Here is a 19102-nt window from a genome sequence, read left to right on the forward strand (position 1 = left end):
TGTATGATTATCTGAGCTTTTAAGGTATATTGTTTCTTTTTTCTGCTGTAGTGCTTACTTTGGTTTTTTTTGGACGTTCAATGGGTGCTTCAGTGGCATCGATGATGACCGCTGACCAATTGATATCCTCAGGCTTACTGTGTGGCAGTTCTCATGGCAAGTCAAATCTGCCTGAGTTAACAAGGGTGTCTTCTGCTTTTCTGACAATACGACTGGCGGAGGAATCATGAACGTTAAAGTGCATACCAATATGATAAAGGGTTCGGTATTCATACCAATAGGTCATTGCTAGTAAAATCTGCGCTTCTAAGCTAAGAGCACTTAAACGACCTGATTTGGTCTTGGAAGCTTCATGCTCTTGCATGGCTTCTAGCATTTGCTCAAAATTGGCTTTATAAATGCTGGTATAACGTTTAAAACCTACATCATTCTGTTCAAGTAGTTTAGTATATCTTTTAAGTATTTAGGGTTCAGTTATATACTCTGAGATCTGAATCTACGTTTGCAAGAGGCCTAATGCTAAATGTAATCAAATCATTTATCTATAGATAAGAATTATATCCTGTATTAGTGAGAAGTCTTGTACTTTTTACTGTTTTGAATTAACTATGTGAGGTATCTCATCTTCGAGTAGCCATATTTATCAAATCCAGAGCATTGAGCTGTAGTTAAAGAATCATGTCTGTATAGCCCAATAGCAAGAGGTTTTCTGATATATACAATAGAACCATCGTTATAGCTAGACTTTATGAGCTCGAATAACTTCTTATCTGATTCAATCCTTTTTGACGAATCAAATTTCCCTAGTTTGTTTAGAGTAGAGCGTGATATCATCATTGAGGAAAGGTTAAGACGCAATAATGGATAGTTTTGTCTACAAGTTGGTAAGCCAGATGATTGATCAACTCTAAAAAAGTGTGAGAAACTAGCAATAGCAGTAGATGTATTTAAGAGCTCTTTAAGTTGTAACTCTAAACGCTCAGGATGTGACCAATCATCTGAATCTTGGAATGTTACAAAATATCCGGTTGATTGCTCTATGCCAATATTTCTAGCATGGTATGTGCCATTGTTTTCTGAAAGTTTAATAACTTTTATCGTTGAATACTTCTTGAGGATATCTACAGTATCATCAGTGCTAGCGTCATCTACTACAATAATTTCAATATTTTTAATTGACTGATTCAATAAAGAGTCTATACAGTTTTCGATAAAAGCTGCAGAATTATAGGTAGTGACTATAATGCTGACTTTCTGAGCATTATGAATTTTCTTAACTTTTTTACGATTATTACCGATGGTAATCTTATTGTTTTTAACTAGATCGATAGGTTGTAGCCCGTACTGATGGTAAAACCTATAAATGAGTATTTTTGCCCATAACGGTTTATGTCGCATGAGAGCAATTTTTATGGCGACTAGTGTATCAGCTTGGTTATAAAAGCGTAGAGGGGGAATATCTCCTAAAGCTATTCTTAAAGTATCTTTAAATGGTCTAGGGATATCATCTCTTTGCTTACTTAATTCTAGAGTTAATTCAGGATAGACATAACCTATTCTATATAGAAATTGAAGTGCATCTTTTCTTTCCAAGCTAGCAATACAGTCAGTCTGTAGAAGGCTCTCAACTAGAGCGTCCGCGCTGGCGTATTGCTGAGCCTGAACATGGTGATCAAACTCTTTTAAAGTATTGTTCATGTATTACAAACGCCAATCTGGGTTCACTAATGCACCTTTAACATCGATGATTACTTTAGGTTTAGTACAAAAGCTATTTATTTTATCGTCTTCACCAACGAACTCGGAGTGGTTGACAGCTACAATAACAGCGTCAAAACTGTTCTCTGCGATGTCTTTATAATCTACATAATCAACATTTAGGCTATTCCAATCTTCTTCAGTGACCCAAGGATCGGAGTAAGTCATTTTCACACCATATTTCTCAAGTTCAATACCAATATCCGTTACCTTAGTATTTCTCACGTCAGGACAGTTTTCTTTAAAGGTAACTCCTAAGAGTAGAATACGGGCATCTTTGATATTTTTTCCATACGAGATAAGCTTTTTGATGGTTTGTTCAGCAACAAACTTACTCATAGAGTTGTTGATTGCACGAGAAGTCAAAATCAAGTTAGGATTTAATCCTAAAGATGATGCTTTGTGTGCCAAGTAATAAGGATCTACGCCAATACAATGCCCACCTACTAAACCAGGCATAAGCTTGATAAAGTTCCATTTAGTAGCAGCAGCTTCTATGACTTCATGAGTGTCGATACCAACTTCGTTGAAAATAAGGGCCAATTCGTTTATCAAAGCAATATTGACATCACGCTGAGTGTTTTCAATAACTTTAGATGCTTCTGCGACTTTTATAGAGGAAGCCTTGAATGTGCCAGCAGTAATTACTGAGCTATATAATTCATCCACTATGTCTGTGTAGTAAGGGTTTGAACCTGAAGTGACTTTTAATATGTTCTCTACTGTGCGCAGTTTGTCGCCTGGATTAATACGTTCTGGAGAATAACCAACACCAAAATCTATATTTAACTTTAAGTTGGATTTTTCTAGCTCAGGAATACAAACTTCTTCTGTAGCACCTGGATATACTGTTGATTCATAGATAACGATATCATCTCGCTTAATAATTTTACTTAGCATCTGCGAAGCTTTAACCAATGGGGATAAATCTGGTAAGTTATTATCATCAATTGGTGTTGGTACGGTAATGATAAATACGTTCGCTGCGGTTAGGTCATTAGTGTCAGAAGTAAAAGTAAGACGAGAAGTGTTTTTGAGGTATTCGCTGGTCACTTCTCTAGTTTTATCAATATTATTAGATAACTCGTTAATACGTGTTTCATTTATATCAAAGCCTATAACGTCATATTTTTTTGCAAACGCACAAGCTAGTGGTAGACCTACGTAACCTAACCCTATAATGGCGATTTTTTTGGAATTCATCGAATGACCTTTTGGTATGAATTAATTAGATAAGAGTGTTTGGCTACTTTAGTGATAATTAAGATTGTAGGCATAATAGCAGATATAAAATAGCTGAGAAAGTAATGGTGTGTTTGATTTTACATCATCATTGCATAGACCTTTATAAAAAGGTCGCCCTAATACGGTGACTTTTTTGCCTCTTAGCAAAGCTTCAAACCCACCTAATGATGTAATGGTATATACGTGATCGATAGTCTTTAAAGCATCAACCAAATGAATAGACTGGGTTAGAATAAGACAATCTAGCTCAGTGAGTATATGGACGATAGATAAATCATCGAGTGTCATTGGATGTGGTTTCACAATGATTTGTGCGTCAGGATTTTCTTCAATTGCTTGATTGACCACATCAAGCAACGTAATACCAATACCGCCACCATATTTTAATGAATCATCATGCGGCACTTGACCTAATACTAATATACGTTTTTTACTCTTAACGCCATATAGTGGTATGACATTGACATAAGGCTGATGGTTGTATTTACTCACCCGATGAGAAACGTAATAATCCAGCATCTCCTGTGCCAACGCCTCATCATAACCATCCTGCTCAAAGTCAAAGTTGGAGATTAAATCAGTTAGATCGTTTGGACGAGTGGTATCGAAGTAAGGTGCTTGACTGTCCATGACGATAGACAATGGTGGAGCGCTACTATAGTCATCAGGGCCTGAACGGATAAATCCATCTTCTAAAAAGAAAATGTCTAGACCTTGCTTGCGGATGTAATCAATAAAATAATCAGGCGCTTTATAACCCCAAATATAGATAACAGGGTTTACACGCTTGATAAATGGCTTTAACCACGCAGCAAAGTAGCGCATATCAAAATGCCGTTTTATTTGAACATGCGACGACTCCAATACCCAATCACCAACCAAATCTTGCCATGGCAGCATACCAACGACTAACGCCAAACGCTGTTTTGGCTGACGATTATGTTTATAATAACCTGATAATAGCGGTCGGATGTAAGCGTTAAATTTCATAATATGTTGGCTGGCTTAGTTTGATAGTGGAAGAGCAGATAGCCATGATTGGGGCATTTACGTTGGTAATGTTTTATCGTTCCCAGTATAGTTGCATTTACGAATAAAAACGAATACCTACTTCGAAAAATAATAACTTCGAAAAATAATGGGTCGATATTATGAAAAACAAGATACTAGTTACGGGCGGTGCGGGCTATATTGGCACACACACCTGTATCGCACTGCATGAAGCTGGGTATGATATTGTAGTTTACGACAACTTGTCTAATAGTAGTCGTGAAGCCATCAATCGTGTCTCTACTCTCATTGGTCAGCCGATTGAGTTTATCGAAGGCGATATTCGTGATGCTGAGTCACTTAAACAAGTATTCTCAGCGCATCAGTTTTTTGGCGTGATTCACTTCGCTGGACTAAAAGCAGTTGGTGAATCTGTTGCCAAGCCATTGCTGTACTACAATAACAACGTCAGTGGTACGATTACCTTGCTAGAAGTGATGGCTGAGTATGATGTCAAAAACCTCGTTTTTTCTTCCTCTGCGACTGTTTACGGTGATCCTGAAGTATTGCCAATTGATGAGAAATCGCCACGTTCTTGTACCAACCCCTATGGTCAGAGCAAGCTGGCAGTTGAGCACATATTAGAAGACCTTGCTGTATCCGACGACAGTTGGAACCTGATTCCTCTGAGATACTTTAATCCAGTAGGGGCGCATCCATCAGGGCAGATTGGCGAAGACCCTAATGATATCCCAAATAATTTGATGCCTTATATCTCGCAAGTCGCTGTTGGTAAGCTTGCCAAACTTAATATTTTTGGTAATGACTATCCTACAATAGATGGGACAGGTGTACGTGACTTTATCCATGTCACTGACTTAGCAGCAGGTCATGTCGCTGCGTTAAATTATTTAGAGCGACAAGTGGTACCAGTAGGATTTTTACCCATTAATTTAGGCACTGGTAAAGGTACTTCTGTCTTAGAGTTAGTAACAGCATTTTCTAACGTTTCTGGACAATCAATTCCTTATCAATTTGCAGAACGCCGCGCAGGTGACATAGCCAGCTGCTACGCGAGTGCTGATAAAGCGAAAAACCTGTTAGAGTGGCAAGCAAAATTATCAATTACTGAGATGTGCCAAGATAGCTGGCGTTGGCAAAGTATGAATCCGAATGGTTATAAGTAAATATCTTTATTCTATCTATTAATCTACCATTTTATTATTTAAAAGAGACAATCATATGAGTATTATCATTCAAACTGGACACCGTTCTTCTAACTCCAAGCTATTAATGCAAAAACTATATAATAGAGGGTTGAGTGAGCCTCTACATAGCTATACTCATCAATTAACTTCCCAGCAGATTGCAGATACTATTTTTAAAGTAATATCACGAAATAGTACAGCTGTTACGAATAATAAATTGATTGATAATGTCATGACTGACTTTTTACTGTCTAATTTAGATTTCGAAAATTGGGGTTGGGAGTCTGAAAAAAATCTAATGGCGTTAGAGTATTGGCAAGAAACAGCATCTGATGTAATATTTATTCTTGTATTTGACCATCCAAGTAATCTACTAAATCAAATTTCAAGTCAAGCAATGACAGTAGACTTACTTAATCAAATTATGAGTGATTGGGTGAGTTATCATCAGAATATGTTAGATTTCCTAGAAAATAATCAAAATAAAGCGTTATTGATAGAAGGAAAGTGTGCTATCGATAGCATCAGTAAACTAAGCGAAAAACTGAAAACGATTGCTAATACCTTGCAACTTAAGAGTAGCTGGCAAGTATCAAATCAGATTGAGGATAACAGTAAGCACAGTCTAGATCATCAGTCTAATATAGTAAAAGATCATGTTTTTGAGGAGGTATTGAGTCAATATCCAGAGGTAATTAGACTATTTAATGCTTTATTAGATAAAGCAGCCATTAAGGATAGTAATTCAATTTATAAGCTTAAAAAAACCAATATAAATAGTTTAGTTAGTTTACTAAACCATTTGCAGGAATCTGATTTAGCTGAAAAATATCATGAACAACAGGTTGATAATAGTTTTTTAAAAGAAACATTAGATGAAGTAAATAAAGATAAGAAAGAAATAGAAAAAAAATATATTGAGATTAAGAATATTTTAGATAGGCGTACATCCGAGAAAAAAATTGATACCAATAAATGTACTAATGAGCTTGAAGTAACTAACCAGTTATTAATGGAGCAGTTACAATTAGCGCAAGAGAAAATTGAGGAGTATTATTTAAATTTAGGTAATACTAAGGAAAGTATAGTAAGTAATAGTAACAAAATTTATCCGAAGGGTGCTGCAGAAGCTCTTAAAAAAGAATTACCATATATACTTGGTTCTACAATAATAACACACTCTAAATCGGTTAAAGGTATTGTAAAGCTGCCAGCTTCTTTATTACATGAGCATAAGAACTTCAAGTCTAATAAAAGTATACCTTCAAGTATAGAAATGTATGCTGATTCAGTTGAGGCAGAGAAAGTTAAGAGACATCTATCTTATAAAATAGGTAAGGTTTTTGTTGAAAGCTTTGATTCACCAATAAATTTCATAATACTTCCTTTTAAAATGATTAAAGAAGTGAAAAATTTTAAGAAAAAATAATTTTTATTAGGGATGTTTTATGAGTAATTTAAAAGAAGTAAATAGTTTAATAAGAAGTAATAAAAAAATTGAAGTCATGAGCTTATTAGAGAGCTTAATTGAAAGTAATCCTGATTTCAAAGATTATTATATTAGTTACTTACTTTGTTTTAATAGTCTTCCAAATTATCTAGGAAAAATTGCGTCTGATTCTTTAATAAAGTCAGATTTAGATGAGGTTTTAGATTTACAGGTAAAATTAGATGAAATTATATTAAAAAAATGGAATAATGTTAAATTTACCTTTTGTATTTCAGTAAAAAACAGATCTTGTGTTAATGTAAGTTGGGATGGGGTTACTAAAAATAAAACTTTTGTTACTTCCTATAAAAAAAATCCTATGAACTTCCAGTTAGATCTTTTAAAGAACTTTGTTAAAAGTATCGTCGATTCGAAAATTAATGGTATATGCTTGGAAGTAATTATTGTTGATTTTAATTCAGATGATCATCCTCCGGAAGATTGGATAAACGAAATTGTAGGGGTTAGAGAAGGAATTGAAGCAAAAGTAATTAAGAGTGATGAACCTTTTAGTAGAGGTAGAGGTTTAAATATAGCAGCAGAGAAGGCGACTGGAGATATATTATTTTTTACAGACGCTGATATGCTTATTTCTAAAGAATTTTTGATTCAGAGTTTGCAGTATGCTTATGACAAGCAAAAACCATTCTTCCCTATTTGTTATTCATACTACACTCCTTATAATAAAGAAGGTTGGATAAGAGATGAAGGGTGGGGCAATCTTGTTATACCTAAAGTGATTTCAGAGAAAATTAGCTGGTGGGAGAAAAGATCGTGGGGTTCAGAAGATAATCATATGAAAGATCAGCTTGGAGATAGCTTTATTAGGGCTCAAGCTGCTGGCTTATATCATCAATGGCATCCAGAAGACGATTTTAAAACAAAGTACTACTCTAGTGAAAAAAATAAATTTGAAGTTGTTTTGGCTGTTACTACTTATAATAGGCTAGACTATCTTGAGGTTTTTATAAAAACTTGGTTGTCAACTAGAAATCCATACTATAAATGGCATCTCATAATAAATGATGATGGCTCTACAGATGGGACTATTGAGTATCTTAAAAATATTAATATTGTTGGTACTGAGATTCATATTATTTATAATAATAGGAAAGGAGTACATGAAGGTACTAATGCTATATTAGATCGAATAAATAAAATAAAACCAGATTATGTTTTTAAATGTGATGATGATGTCATCTTTGTTAAAAAAGGCTGGGATAACGCATATATAGATGGAATGAATGAGTTTGGATTTTTATGTAATTACCAAACTAAATGGAGAGACGCCAAGGTGAAAAGCACTACAGATAAGTGTATATCTTATTCTAGTGCTTATTATTCACAAGGTGCTTTCCTAGCGTTCAACATGGATGTAGTCAATAAGATAGGTTGGTTTGATACTAAGAGTTTTGGTTTTAAGGGATATGGGCATATTGATTTTGCAGTTAGGGCATGTAGAGCGGGTTTCAATAACATAAACACCTTGTATGATATTAAGAACTCACCTAGCTTTATTACTCTTCAGTTTGATGACTATAAACCAGCGTTAGATAGTGAGCGAATAGTTAACGAGTTTAAAGTCGACTTAAGTGAGGATTCAAAAGAAAGCTTTAAAGACTTTATTTTGAAGGATAGATCTGATCTATCATATATTCCTAGAAGTTCTATATTTGAATATAAGAAAAGTGAATTAAAGCCTAAATTACATATGATTATACATAATAATCATATAGGAGGAGCTGAATATGTTCATTTTAATCATGCTTATGCTTTAAGGACAATAGGTTTTGATATTGTTATTTGGTCTGTAGGTAGTGGCTACTATTTGGATAAATATTTAAGTAACAACTTTGAAACGCATTATGTACCCAATTTCTTTGAAGAAAAAGACGAATTTAATAATTTTGCAAATGAAGTAGAAGATGGCAATTATATTTATAATTGTAATGCTTATAATGATAAGCTCTTTGAAAAGATGTCTTATAATAAACACTTTTATTATCTTACAATTATGCATTCGGATGTAGAATGGATTATAAAATATCAAAAAGAATTCCGTTTTTTCACTCATCGTTACATTGCTATTCATAATTATATCAAAGAAGACTTGGTCAATGCAGGTGTTTCAACTGATAAAGTTAATATTGTAAATAACACCTTGAATCATGATTTTTCGTTTGAATACTATGAAAATATAAATTTAGAACTTAGAAGAAAATTAAAAATTCCAAAAGATGCATTAGTTGTATCATACATTGGGAGAGTAGCTAAAGATAAAAACTTGCTTAATATAGTTGATCTTGCAGAAACTGTTACTAAACAGAGAAAAGATATATATTTTATAATAGTAGGTGGTAAGTCAGATAGGGTGGAAGACTCTAACTATTTTAAATTATTTGAACAGAAGTTATTAACTCTTCAAGATAATAAAAAGATTATTTATCTTGGAGAGTTATTAGGCAAAGAGTTAGAAGATTTTTACAATGTCATAGATGTAGCAGTGAACTTATCACCATCAGAAGGCTTGCCCATCACTATGTTGGAGCAATTAGGAAAAGGAATTTATTGCATTTATCCTCAGTTCCCCGCTATCAATATTACTTTAAAGGAATTTAATTCAAAATTGATTCCCATAAAACAAAGAAAGGATATGAAAAATTTAGAATATTCTGAAACAGAAATCAATTTATATTCACAGCATATTCTAAGTCTTAATAGAGAATGTATTTCTAATTTTAGAAATGAGAATATAAAATTGGCAAAAAATAAATTTAGTTCTGCTAATCTGGCTAGGCAGCTTAACAAGAGTATTTTAGGATTAGGTTACAAAAATTAATGTGAGAAGATCTAGCAGTACACTATACTTCTTCATAGTGTGTTGCTAGATCTTATTGTTTTTTTATTATGCATTAGATAACTATTTATCATGAGGTGATATAGTTATAAACAAAATATAAGATATATCATTAATCTGAAGAAAAACAGTCATAAAATTTTTAGAGTCTATATTAAACCTCTTGCAAAAGTCATAGATTAAGCTTGAAATTTACTAATCCTACGAACAGTTTCATTCTTAACTCATAACGTTGACGTCGATTGCGATAGCGCTGAGCGACGATCTTAAACAACTTAATCAGACCTATTTGCCACTGTATGATTATCTGAGCTTTTAAGGTATATTGTTTCTTTTTTCTGCTGTAGTGCTTACTTTGGTTTTTTTTGGACGTTCAATGGGTGCTTCAGTGGCATCGATGATGACCGCTGACCAATTGATATCCTCAGGCTTACTGTGTGGCAGTTCTCATGGCAAGTCAAATCTGCCTGAGTTAACAAGGGTGTCTTCTGCTTTTCTGACAATACGACTGGCGGAGGAATCATGAACGTTAAAGTGCATACCAATATGATAAAGGGTTCGGTATTCATACCAATAGGTCATTGCTAGTAAAATCTGCGCTTCTAAGCTAAGAGCACTTAAACGACCTGATTTGGTCTTGGAAGCTTCATGCTCTTGCATGGCTTCTAGCATTTGCTCAAAATTGGCTTTATAAATGCTGGTATAACGTTTAAAACCTACATCATTCTGTTCAAGTAGTTTAGTATATCTTTTAAGTATTTAGGGTTCAGTTATATACTCTGAGATCTGAATCTACGTTTGCAAGAGGCCTAATGCTAAATGTAATCAAATCATTTATCTATAGATAAGAATTATATCCTGTATTAGTGAGAAGTCTTGTACTTTTTACTGTTTTGAATTAACTATGTGAGGTATCTCATCTTCGAGTAGCCATATTTATCAAATCCAGAGCATTGAGCTGTAGTTAAAGAATCATGTCTGTATAGCCCAATAGCAAGAGGTTTTCTGATATATACAATAGAACCATCGTTATAGCTAGACTTTATGAGCTCGAATAACTTCTTATCTGATTCAATCCTTTTTGACGAATCAAATTTCCCTAGTTTGTTTAGAGTAGAGCGTGATATCATCATTGAGGAAAGGTTAAGACGCAATAATGGATAGTTTTGTCTACAAGTTGGTAAGCCAGATGATTGATCAACTCTAAAAAAGTGTGAGAAACTAGCAATAGCAGTAGATGTATTTAAGAGCTCTTTAAGTTGTAACTCTAAACGCTCAGGATGTGACCAATCATCTGAATCTTGGAATGTTACAAAATATCCGGTTGATTGCTCTATGCCAATATTTCTAGCATGGTATGTGCCATTGTTTTCTGAAAGTTTAATAACTTTTATCGTTGAATACTTCTTGAGGATATCTACAGTATCATCAGTGCTAGCGTCATCTACTACAATAATTTCAATATTTTTAATTGACTGATTCAATAAAGAGTCTATACAGTTTTCGATAAAAGCTGCAGAATTATAGGTAGTGACTATAATGCTGACTTTCTGAGCATTATGAATTTTCTTAACTTTTTTACGATTATTACCGATGGTAATCTTATTGTTTTTAACTAGATCGATAGGTTGTAGCCCGTACTGATGGTAAAACCTATAAATGAGTATTTTTGCCCATAACGGTTTATGTCGCATGAGAGCAATTTTTATGGCGACTAGTGTATCAGCTTGGTTATAAAAGCGTAGAGGGGGAATATCTCCTAAAGCTATTCTTAAAGTATCTTTAAATGGTCTAGGGATATCATCTCTTTGCTTACTTAATTCTAGAGTTAATTCAGGATAGACATAACCTATTCTATATAGAAATTGAAGTGCATCTTTTCTTTCCAAGCTAGCAATACAGTCAGTCTGTAGAAGGCTCTCAACTAGAGCGTCCGCGCTGGCGTATTGCTGAGCCTGAACATGGTGATCAAACTCTTTTAAAGTATTGTTCATGTATTACAAACGCCAATCTGGGTTCACTAATGCACCTTTAACATCGATGATTACTTTAGGTTTAGTACAAAAGCTATTTATTTTATCGTCTTCACCAACGAACTCGGAGTGGTTGACAGCTACAATAACAGCGTCAAAACTGTTCTCTGCGATGTCTTTATAATCTACATAATCAACATTTAGGCTATTCCAATCTTCTTCAGTGACCCAAGGATCGGAGTAAGTCATTTTCACACCATATTTCTCAAGTTCAATACCAATATCCGTTACCTTAGTATTTCTCACGTCAGGACAGTTTTCTTTAAAGGTAACTCCTAAGAGTAGAATACGGGCATCTTTGATATTTTTTCCATACGAGATAAGCTTTTTGATGGTTTGTTCAGCAACAAACTTACTCATAGAGTTGTTGATTGCACGAGAAGTCAAAATCAAGTTAGGATTTAATCCTAAAGATGATGCTTTGTGTGCCAAGTAATAAGGATCTACGCCAATACAATGCCCACCTACTAAACCAGGCATAAGCTTGATAAAGTTCCATTTAGTAGCAGCAGCTTCTATGACTTCATGAGTGTCGATACCAACTTCGTTGAAAATAAGGGCCAATTCGTTTATCAAAGCAATATTGACATCACGCTGAGTGTTTTCAATAACTTTAGATGCTTCTGCGACTTTTATAGAGGAAGCCTTGAATGTGCCAGCAGTAATTACTGAGCTATATAATTCATCCACTATGTCTGTGTAGTAAGGGTTTGAACCTGAAGTGACTTTTAATATGTTCTCTACTGTGCGCAGTTTGTCGCCTGGATTAATACGTTCTGGAGAATAACCAACACCAAAATCTATATTTAACTTTAAGTTGGATTTTTCTAGCTCAGGAATACAAACTTCTTCTGTAGCACCTGGATATACTGTTGATTCATAGATAACGATATCATCTCGCTTAATAATTTTACTTAGCATCTGCGAAGCTTTAACCAATGGGGATAAATCTGGTAAGTTATTATCATCAATTGGTGTTGGTACGGTAATGATAAATACGTTCGCTGCGGTTAGGTCATTAGTGTCAGAAGTAAAAGTAAGACGAGAAGTGTTTTTGAGGTATTCGCTGGTCACTTCTCTAGTTTTATCAATATTATTAGATAACTCGTTAATACGTGTTTCATTTATATCAAAGCCTATAACGTCATATTTTTTTGCAAACGCACAAGCTAGTGGTAGACCTACGTAACCTAACCCTATAATGGCGATTTTTTTGGAATTCATCGAATGACCTTTTGGTATGAATTAATTAGATAAGAGTGTTTGGCTACTTTAGTGATAATTAAGATTGTAGGCATAATAGCAGATATAAAATAGCTGAGAAAGTAATGGTGTGTTTGATTTTACATCATCATTGCATAGACCTTTATAAAAAGGTCGCCCTAATACGGTGACTTTTTTGCCTCTTAGCAAAGCTTCAAACCCACCTAATGATGTAATGGTATATACGTGATCGATAGTCTTTAAAGCATCAACCAAATGAATAGACTGGGTTAGAATAAGACAATCTAGCTCAGTGAGTATATGGACGATAGATAAATCATCGAGTGTCATTGGATGTGGTTTCACAATGATTTGTGCGTCAGGATTTTCTTCAATTGCTTGATTGACCACATCAAGCAACGTAATACCAATACCGCCACCATATTTTAATGAATCATCATGCGGCACTTGACCTAATACTAATATACGTTTTTTACTCTTAACGCCATATAGTGGTATGACATTGACATAAGGCTGATGGTTGTATTTACTCACCCGATGAGAAACGTAATAATCCAGCATCTCCTGTGCCAACGCCTCATCATAACCATCCTGCTCAAAGTCAAAGTTGGAGATTAAATCAGTTAGATCGTTTGGACGAGTGGTATCGAAGTAAGGTGCTTGACTGTCCATGACGATAGACAATGGTGGAGCGCTACTATAGTCATCAGGGCCTGAACGGATAAATCCATCTTCTAAAAAGAAAATGTCTAGACCTTGCTTGCGGATGTAATCAATAAAATAATCAGGCGCTTTATAACCCCAAATATAGATAACAGGGTTTACACGCTTGATAAATGGCTTTAACCACGCAGCAAAGTAGCGCATATCAAAATGCCGTTTTATTTGAACATGCGACGACTCCAATACCCAATCACCAACCAAATCTTGCCATGGCAGCATACCAACGACTAACGCCAAACGCTGTTTTGGCTGACGATTATGTTTATAATAACCTGATAATAGCGGTCGGATGTAAGCGTTAAATTTCATAATATGTTGGCTGGCTTAGTTTGATAGTGGAAGAGCAGATAGCCATGATTGGGGCATTTACGTTGGTAATGTTTTATCGTTCCCAGTATAGTTGCATTTACGAATAAAAACGAATACCTACTTCGAAAAATAATAACTTCGAAAAATAATGGGTCGATATTATGAAAAACAAGATACTAGTTACGGGCGGTGCGGGCTATATTGGCACACACACCTGTATCGCACTGCATGAAGCTGGCTATGAGATTGTAGTTTACGACAACTTGTCTAATAGTAGTCGTGAAGCCATCAATCGTGTCTCTACTCTCATTGGTCAGCCGATTGAGTTTATCGAAGGCGATATTCGTGATGCTGAGTCACTTAAACAAGTATTCTCAGCGCATCAGTTTTTTGGCGTGATTCACTTCGCTGGACTAAAAGCAGTTGGTGAATCTGTTGCCAAGCCATTGCTGTACTACAATAACAACGTCAGTGGTACGATTACCTTGCTAGAAGTGATGGCTGAGTATGATGTCAAAAACCTCGTTTTTTCTTCCTCTGCGACTGTTTACGGTGATCCTGAAGTATTGCCAATTGATGAGAAATCGCCACGTTCTTGTACCAACCCCTATGGTCAGAGCAAGCTGGCAGTTGAGCACATATTAGAAGACCTTGCTGTATCCGACGACAGTTGGAACCTGATTCCTCTGAGATACTTTAATCCAGTAGGGGCGCATCCATCAGGGCAGATTGGCGAAGACCCTAATGATATCCCAAATAATTTGATGCCTTATATCTCGCAAGTCGCTGTTGGTAAGCTTGCCAAACTTAATGTTTTTGGTCATGACTATCCTACAATAGATGGGACAGGTGTACGTGACTTTATACATGTCACTGACTTGGCGCAAGGTCATGTGGCTGCGTTAAATTATTTAGAGCGACAAGTGGCACCAGTAGGATTTTTACCCATTAATTTAGGTACTGGTAAAGGTACTTCTGTATTAGAGTTAGTAACGGTATTTTCTAACGTTTCTGGACAACCAATTCCTTATCAATTTGCAGAACGCCGCGCAGGTGACATAGCCAGTTGCTATGCCAGTGCTGATAAAGCAAAAGCGCTATTAGATTGGCAGGCAATACTATCTATCACTGAGATGTGCCAAGATAGCTGGCGTTGGCAAAATAAGAATCCGAATGGCTATAATGTTACTTAGACTTTATAAAATATCTTTTCTTTTAATCTTCCATTAATATAGTTTAAAAATTATGAAAAAAATAACTCACGCCGTCATCCCTGTTGCAGGCTTTGGTACACGTATGTTGCCATTGTCTAAATCTGTGCCAAAAGAGCTATTACCACTTGGTAATCGTCCCGCTATTCACTATGTGGTTGAAGAGGCGATTGCTGCTGGTATTAAGCATATTGTCTTGGTTGGTCATGCACAAAAGAGCGCGATTGAGAATTACTTCGATATTAATGCTGAGTTGGACAACCAGCTGCGTCATAAAGGTAAAGATGAGCTAGCCGATAGCTTAAACTGGCTGCCAGACGATGTGACCGTATCGATGATACGTCAAGGTAAAGCATTAGGTTTGGGTCATGCGGTACTCGCGGCTCGCCCCATTATTGGTGAGCATGATTTTGCCGTATTATTACCCGACGTTGTGCTTGATCCTTTTACGGGCGATATGGCTGCTGATAACTTAGCCTTTATGATTAATGCTTTTGCTGAAGATAACCATTCACAGATATTGGTCGATAAAGTCGCTGATGAAGATGTGCATAAATATGGTATTGCCAAACTGCATGAAGCGTTTAGTGAGGAGAGCAGGGAAGATGGTGAAGCAAACAGTAATGCCAGCTTTAAAGTGGCAGGATTTGTAGAAAAGCCTAACTTAGCCGATGCTCCTTCTAAGTTAGCAGTCGTTGGTCGTTATGTCTTTAGCAATCACATTTTTGACTATCTGGCCAATACCAAAGCTTCGGTCGGTGGTGAAATTCAGCTGACCGATGCGATTGATGCGTTGATTAGTGAATACGGCGTGAATGTCACGACCATGCGCGGTGATAGCTATGATGCAGGTGATATGCGCTCATATATGCAAGCATTTATCTATTTTGCCGAGCAGCAATTAGCAGAAGATGAATAGCTGATGGCTGAGATAAAGAGAAATAGCGCTTATAAAAGTGCTCGAAACTCTACATACTGGCAGCAACTACAGATGCTTGCGAAGCAGCCATGGTCACTGGCAGCCTTGTTTGCACAAGATGACAGTCGTGCAACGCTCTTTAGCATGCAAGCAGGCGCGCTATATATGGATTATAGCAAACAATGTATTGACAAACAGGTGCTGGCAAGTCTGTTGCAGCTAGCAGAAAGCTGTGAGTTGTCCACACGAATTGATGCACTTATGCAAGGCGCGATGGTCAATACTAGCGAGGAGCGTGCTGCCTTGCATACAGCACTACGATTGCCAGAGTCTGCCAAACTAGACGTTGATGGGCAAAATGTGGTCGCTGATGTGCATGATAGTCTGTCGCAAGTAGCACGTTTATCTGAACGTGTCCGTAGTGGTACGTGGCGCGGATTTTCTGGTAAAGCTATCACGGGTGTGGTCAATATTGGCGTCGGTGGCTCTGACCTTGGCCCGCTTATGGCGACGACCGCGCTAGATGAGTGGGCAGATACCGACATTGAAGTACATTTCGTCTCTAATATGGACGGCACTCAGCTTGATAATTTGCTGAAGCACCTCAATCCTGAGACCACCTTGTTTATTATTTCATCTAAATCCTTTGGTACGGTTGATACGTTATCTAATGCTAAAACAGCATTATCATGGCTGCTTGCCACTGCCAAGCTGCGTGCAGGTACTGAGGACAGTGTGCTACGCCGCCACTTTATTGGTATCTCCGCTAACAGTGAAAAAATGAGTGCGTGGGGTATTCATCCTGAGCATCAGCTACAGCTTTGGGAATGGGTTGGTGGGCGTTTTTCTTTATGGTCAGCGATAGGATTGGCGATTGCCATTCGTATTGGGATGGCTGGGTTTAAAGCGTTATTAGCTGGTGCGCATAGTATGGATGAGCACTTTGCTCAGGCTGATTTTTCAGAAAATTTACCAGTATTGTTGGGTTTGCTTGCTGTTTGGAATAGTACCTTTTTACAAGTGAATGCTCATACCGTATTGCCCTATGATGGTCGTCTCAGCTATTTACCAAGCTACTTAACCCAGCTTGAGATGGAGAGTAATGGTAAATCGGTCACCCAGCACGGTGATCATATTGACTACGATACCTGTCCGATTCTGTGGGGCGAGATTGGCTCCAATGCGCAGCATGCCTTTTATCAGTTGCTACATCAAGGCACACAGCAAGTGTCTTGTGACTTTATTGCTTGTGTGCGCCGCTATAGTGGTCAATCGCAAAACGCGCCATTACAGCAGCAGCATGAGCTGTCTTTGGCCAATTGTCTAGCACAGAGCCGAGTGCTGGCTTTTGGTAATGCCGCGCTTCAAGAGACTGAGGTTCAAGTAGCTTCTGCTGCGGATAAGTATAAATATTACCGTGGCAACCAGCCGTCAACGACATTGCTGATCGATGAGCTGACGCCGCACAGTTTGGGAGCGCTGATTGCACTTTATGAGCATAAAGTCTATGTCATGGCCAGCATTTGGGATATTAACCCGTTTGATCAATGGGGCGTCGAGATGGGCAAACAAATGGCGGAGTCCGTACATCAAGCCATGCAGCAAGCAGGTGAGAGTCAGTTTGACAGCTCCACTAACCAGCTGTTAAAACATATTCAGCAGTTGTCTTGATCGTTTTGCTACTAAGTCAATAATCATTAAAGGTGAACGCATGAGCGCTGTTTCTATAAATGACAATACACCTAAATATACGCATGAATCTAAATCACAAAGCACTGCAAGCAAGCAAGTTTGTGTGCTTATTGGTCATAGCATTGAGGCCATTACTAGCGCCGTGGTGCTGGCAAGTCTCGGTCAGCGCGTGCATCTTTATGCAGATATTGAGCTATTGAGGCAGCAAATACAACAATACGGCTTTGAGCATCATTTACAAGCACTGTGGCAGATGTATGAGCAGCAGCAGGTTATTATCAGTACAGCATTACCAGCTAGCGCTGACACGTTAATACAATATTATGAAACGACAAATTTTAGTGACAGTCGTCACATCAATGAGAGCAATGAGATTAGTAAGGTTGACGACCAAAGCACTGTTGCGCTTTATTGGTTATTTTTAGACAGTATCAAGCCAGTATGGGCAGAAGCCAGTTGGATTAACGCATTCAACCACAGCCATCAGCAATCGCTACCCGTGATTATAAGTGGCATTGAGAAACTAGGGGTTGTTTCAGCACTGGCGCAAAATTTGCAGCGCGCGTGGGTCTACTATGTGCCGTTTGTATTCTTGCAAGACGGTGATGCTTATAGCTCAATGTTGAATCCTTCACTGTGGTTGCTTGGTGAAAAAACAGCCAACAGTAGCCAGCATCTAGAAGTATTGAAGCCGTTAATGCAGCATGCGCGTGCCGCTCATCACGCTGATATCGCAACGATAGAGTTTGCCCGTAGCAGTATCATGGCGATGCTGGCGACGCGAGTGAGTTTTATGAATGAGATGTCACGCTTGGCGGACAGTCAACAGGTAGATATCAAGCAAGTCAGTCGTATCATGGGGCTAGACGCGCGGGTCGGCAGCAGTTATCTGCAAGCAGGCTGGGGCTTTGGTGGTAACACACTACCGACCGAGCTGGCTAAATTACAACAGTCCAGCCAAACGCACAGTTTAGAGATGCCGCTGTTGCAGTCAGTCATGCACATCAACGAAGATCAAAAAGAGCTGATATTCCGCAAATTCTGGCAATATTTTGATGGTTTTATTGATAATAAAACGGTGATGATTTGGGGCGGTAGTTATAAATCAGGCTCAGGACGTACCGCAGGCTCAGCCATACATCCATTGTTAGCGTTATTATGGTCTTATAATATTCGTACTTTGGTATATAGCGATAAAGCACAAGATGAACTTGCCATGCTTTATCAGCAGCAATCATTACTGCAATTGATTAATAATCCTTATCAGCAGCTAAGTGCCGCACAGGCGATTTTTATCATTAGTTGGTCGCCACAAGATCAACTAGATATTGCCAAGCTTAATCAACACGCGATGCCAGTATTTGATGCGCAAAATGCACTGACACGATTGCAGATCGATAATCTGGTAGGTGACTATATGGGCATTGGTCGGTCTAAATAGCTT

15 protein-coding genes are annotated in these 19102 nt (G+C 37.3%); 7 read left to right on the forward strand and 8 right to left on the reverse strand.

Annotated features, from left to right (window positions below; all coding sequences use genetic code 11):
* Nucleotides 1–151: 151 nt before the first annotated feature.
* The 4 genes from AK822_RS14765 to AK822_RS00730 form a co-directional block, all read right to left on the reverse strand.
* Nucleotides 152–364 (reverse strand): helix-turn-helix domain-containing protein, encoded by a 213-nt coding sequence (locus tag AK822_RS14765; protein WP_157292339.1) that lies wholly within the window; start codon nucleotides 362–364, stop codon nucleotides 152–154.
* 242 nt (nucleotides 365–606) lie between these two features.
* On the reverse strand, nucleotides 607–1698 hold the full coding sequence (locus AK822_RS00720; RefSeq protein ID WP_060490209.1) for a glycosyltransferase family 2 protein: 1092 nt from the start codon (nucleotides 1696–1698) through the stop codon (nucleotides 607–609).
* 3 nt (nucleotides 1699–1701) lie between these two features.
* A complete protein-coding gene (locus AK822_RS00725) occupies nucleotides 1702–2961 on the reverse strand; it encodes a nucleotide sugar dehydrogenase (protein ID WP_060490210.1) in 1260 nt (419 codons plus the stop codon).
* Between the two features lie 48 nt (nucleotides 2962–3009).
* Entirely contained in the window at nucleotides 3010–3993 is a 984-nt protein-coding gene (locus tag AK822_RS00730; protein WP_060490211.1) for a capsular polysaccharide export protein, LipB/KpsS family, read from the reverse strand.
* A 161-nt stretch (nucleotides 3994–4154) separates the two neighbouring features.
* Between AK822_RS00730 and galE (AK822_RS00735) the strand changes: the two genes are divergently transcribed.
* Genes galE (AK822_RS00735) through AK822_RS00745 form a run of 3 tightly spaced genes read left to right on the forward strand, consistent with a single transcriptional unit; the run spans nucleotide 4155 to nucleotide 9529 of the window.
* A complete protein-coding gene (gene galE, locus AK822_RS00735; RefSeq protein ID WP_060490206.1) occupies nucleotides 4155–5180 on the forward strand; it encodes a UDP-glucose 4-epimerase GalE in 1026 nt (341 codons plus the stop codon).
* A gap of 55 nt (nucleotides 5181–5235) precedes the next feature.
* Complete coding sequence (locus AK822_RS00740) at nucleotides 5236–6630, forward strand: hypothetical protein (RefSeq protein ID WP_060490207.1); 1395 nt, start codon at nucleotides 5236–5238, stop codon at nucleotides 6628–6630.
* 19 nt (nucleotides 6631–6649) lie between these two features.
* Nucleotides 6650–9529: a glycosyltransferase gene (locus AK822_RS00745; protein WP_060490208.1), complete on the forward strand. Its 2880-nt coding sequence runs from the start codon at nucleotides 6650–6652 to the stop codon at nucleotides 9527–9529.
* A 465-nt stretch (nucleotides 9530–9994) separates the two neighbouring features.
* Here the strand turns inward: AK822_RS00745 and AK822_RS14770 are convergent, their stop codons facing one another.
* The 4 genes from AK822_RS14770 to AK822_RS00765 form a co-directional block, all read right to left on the reverse strand.
* A complete protein-coding gene (locus tag AK822_RS14770; protein WP_157292339.1) occupies nucleotides 9995–10207 on the reverse strand; it encodes a helix-turn-helix domain-containing protein in 213 nt (70 codons plus the stop codon).
* A gap of 242 nt (nucleotides 10208–10449) precedes the next feature.
* A complete protein-coding gene (locus AK822_RS00755) occupies nucleotides 10450–11541 on the reverse strand; it encodes a glycosyltransferase family 2 protein (RefSeq protein ID WP_060490209.1) in 1092 nt (363 codons plus the stop codon).
* A gap of 3 nt (nucleotides 11542–11544) precedes the next feature.
* Nucleotides 11545–12804: a nucleotide sugar dehydrogenase gene (locus tag AK822_RS00760; protein WP_060490210.1), complete on the reverse strand. Its 1260-nt coding sequence runs from the start codon at nucleotides 12802–12804 to the stop codon at nucleotides 11545–11547.
* 48 nt (nucleotides 12805–12852) lie between these two features.
* The gene (locus tag AK822_RS00765) at nucleotides 12853–13836 is read right to left on the reverse strand and encodes a capsular polysaccharide export protein, LipB/KpsS family (protein ID WP_060490211.1); all 984 of its coding nucleotides are present in this window, start codon (nucleotides 13834–13836) and stop codon (nucleotides 12853–12855) included.
* 161 nt (nucleotides 13837–13997) lie between these two features.
* Between AK822_RS00765 and galE (AK822_RS00770) the strand changes: the two genes are divergently transcribed.
* From galE (AK822_RS00770) to AK822_RS00785, 4 genes are read left to right on the forward strand one after another with little or no spacing between them, the layout of a single operon-like run.
* Nucleotides 13998–15029 carry a UDP-glucose 4-epimerase GalE gene (gene galE / locus AK822_RS00770; RefSeq protein WP_060490212.1) on the forward strand — a complete coding sequence of 344 codons (1032 nt, stop codon included), beginning with the start codon at nucleotides 13998–14000 and terminating at the stop codon, nucleotides 15027–15029.
* 52 nt (nucleotides 15030–15081) lie between these two features.
* Nucleotides 15082–15966 (forward strand): UTP--glucose-1-phosphate uridylyltransferase, encoded by an 885-nt coding sequence (locus tag AK822_RS00775; RefSeq protein WP_060490213.1) that lies wholly within the window; start codon nucleotides 15082–15084, stop codon nucleotides 15964–15966.
* A 3-nt stretch (nucleotides 15967–15969) separates the two neighbouring features.
* A complete protein-coding gene (pgi, locus tag AK822_RS00780; protein ID WP_060490214.1) occupies nucleotides 15970–17637 on the forward strand; it encodes a glucose-6-phosphate isomerase in 1668 nt (555 codons plus the stop codon).
* A gap of 40 nt (nucleotides 17638–17677) precedes the next feature.
* Nucleotides 17678–19099, forward strand: a complete 1422-nt coding sequence (locus tag AK822_RS00785) for a UDP-glucose 6-dehydrogenase (RefSeq protein WP_060490215.1) — start codon at nucleotides 17678–17680, stop codon at nucleotides 19097–19099.
* The last annotated feature ends 3 nt before the right edge of the window (nucleotides 19100–19102 follow it).

This window comes from Psychrobacter sp. P11F6 (genome assembly GCF_001435295.1).
Classification (GTDB): Bacteria; Pseudomonadota; Gammaproteobacteria; order Pseudomonadales; family Moraxellaceae; genus Psychrobacter.

Coding starts and splice junctions, on each gene's coding strand:
- galE (WP_060490212.1), top strand. CDS start 13,998: ATGAAAAACAAGATACTAGTTACGGGCGGTGCGGGCTATATTGGCACA.
- AK822_RS00760 (WP_060490210.1), bottom strand. CDS start 12,804: ATGAATTCCAAAAAAATCGCCATTATAGGGTTAGGTTACGTAGGTCTA.
- AK822_RS14770 (WP_157292339.1), bottom strand. CDS start 10,207: ATGCAAGAGCATGAAGCTTCCAAGACCAAATCAGGTCGTTTAAGTGCT.
- AK822_RS00720 (WP_060490209.1), bottom strand. CDS start 1,698: ATGAACAATACTTTAAAAGAGTTTGATCACCATGTTCAGGCTCAGCAA.
- AK822_RS00730 (WP_060490211.1), bottom strand. CDS start 3,993: ATGAAATTTAACGCTTACATCCGACCGCTATTATCAGGTTATTATAAA.
- AK822_RS00775 (WP_060490213.1), top strand. CDS start 15,082: ATGAAAAAAATAACTCACGCCGTCATCCCTGTTGCAGGCTTTGGTACA.
- AK822_RS00785 (WP_060490215.1), top strand. CDS start 17,678: ATGAGCGCTGTTTCTATAAATGACAATACACCTAAATATACGCATGAA.
- AK822_RS00765 (WP_060490211.1), bottom strand. CDS start 13,836: ATGAAATTTAACGCTTACATCCGACCGCTATTATCAGGTTATTATAAA.
- AK822_RS00755 (WP_060490209.1), bottom strand. CDS start 11,541: ATGAACAATACTTTAAAAGAGTTTGATCACCATGTTCAGGCTCAGCAA.
- AK822_RS00745 (WP_060490208.1), top strand. CDS start 6,650: ATGAGTAATTTAAAAGAAGTAAATAGTTTAATAAGAAGTAATAAAAAA.
- AK822_RS14765 (WP_157292339.1), bottom strand. CDS start 364: ATGCAAGAGCATGAAGCTTCCAAGACCAAATCAGGTCGTTTAAGTGCT.
- AK822_RS00725 (WP_060490210.1), bottom strand. CDS start 2,961: ATGAATTCCAAAAAAATCGCCATTATAGGGTTAGGTTACGTAGGTCTA.
- pgi (WP_060490214.1), top strand. CDS start 15,970: ATGGCTGAGATAAAGAGAAATAGCGCTTATAAAAGTGCTCGAAACTCT.
- galE (WP_060490206.1), top strand. CDS start 4,155: ATGAAAAACAAGATACTAGTTACGGGCGGTGCGGGCTATATTGGCACA.
- AK822_RS00740 (WP_060490207.1), top strand. CDS start 5,236: ATGAGTATTATCATTCAAACTGGACACCGTTCTTCTAACTCCAAGCTA.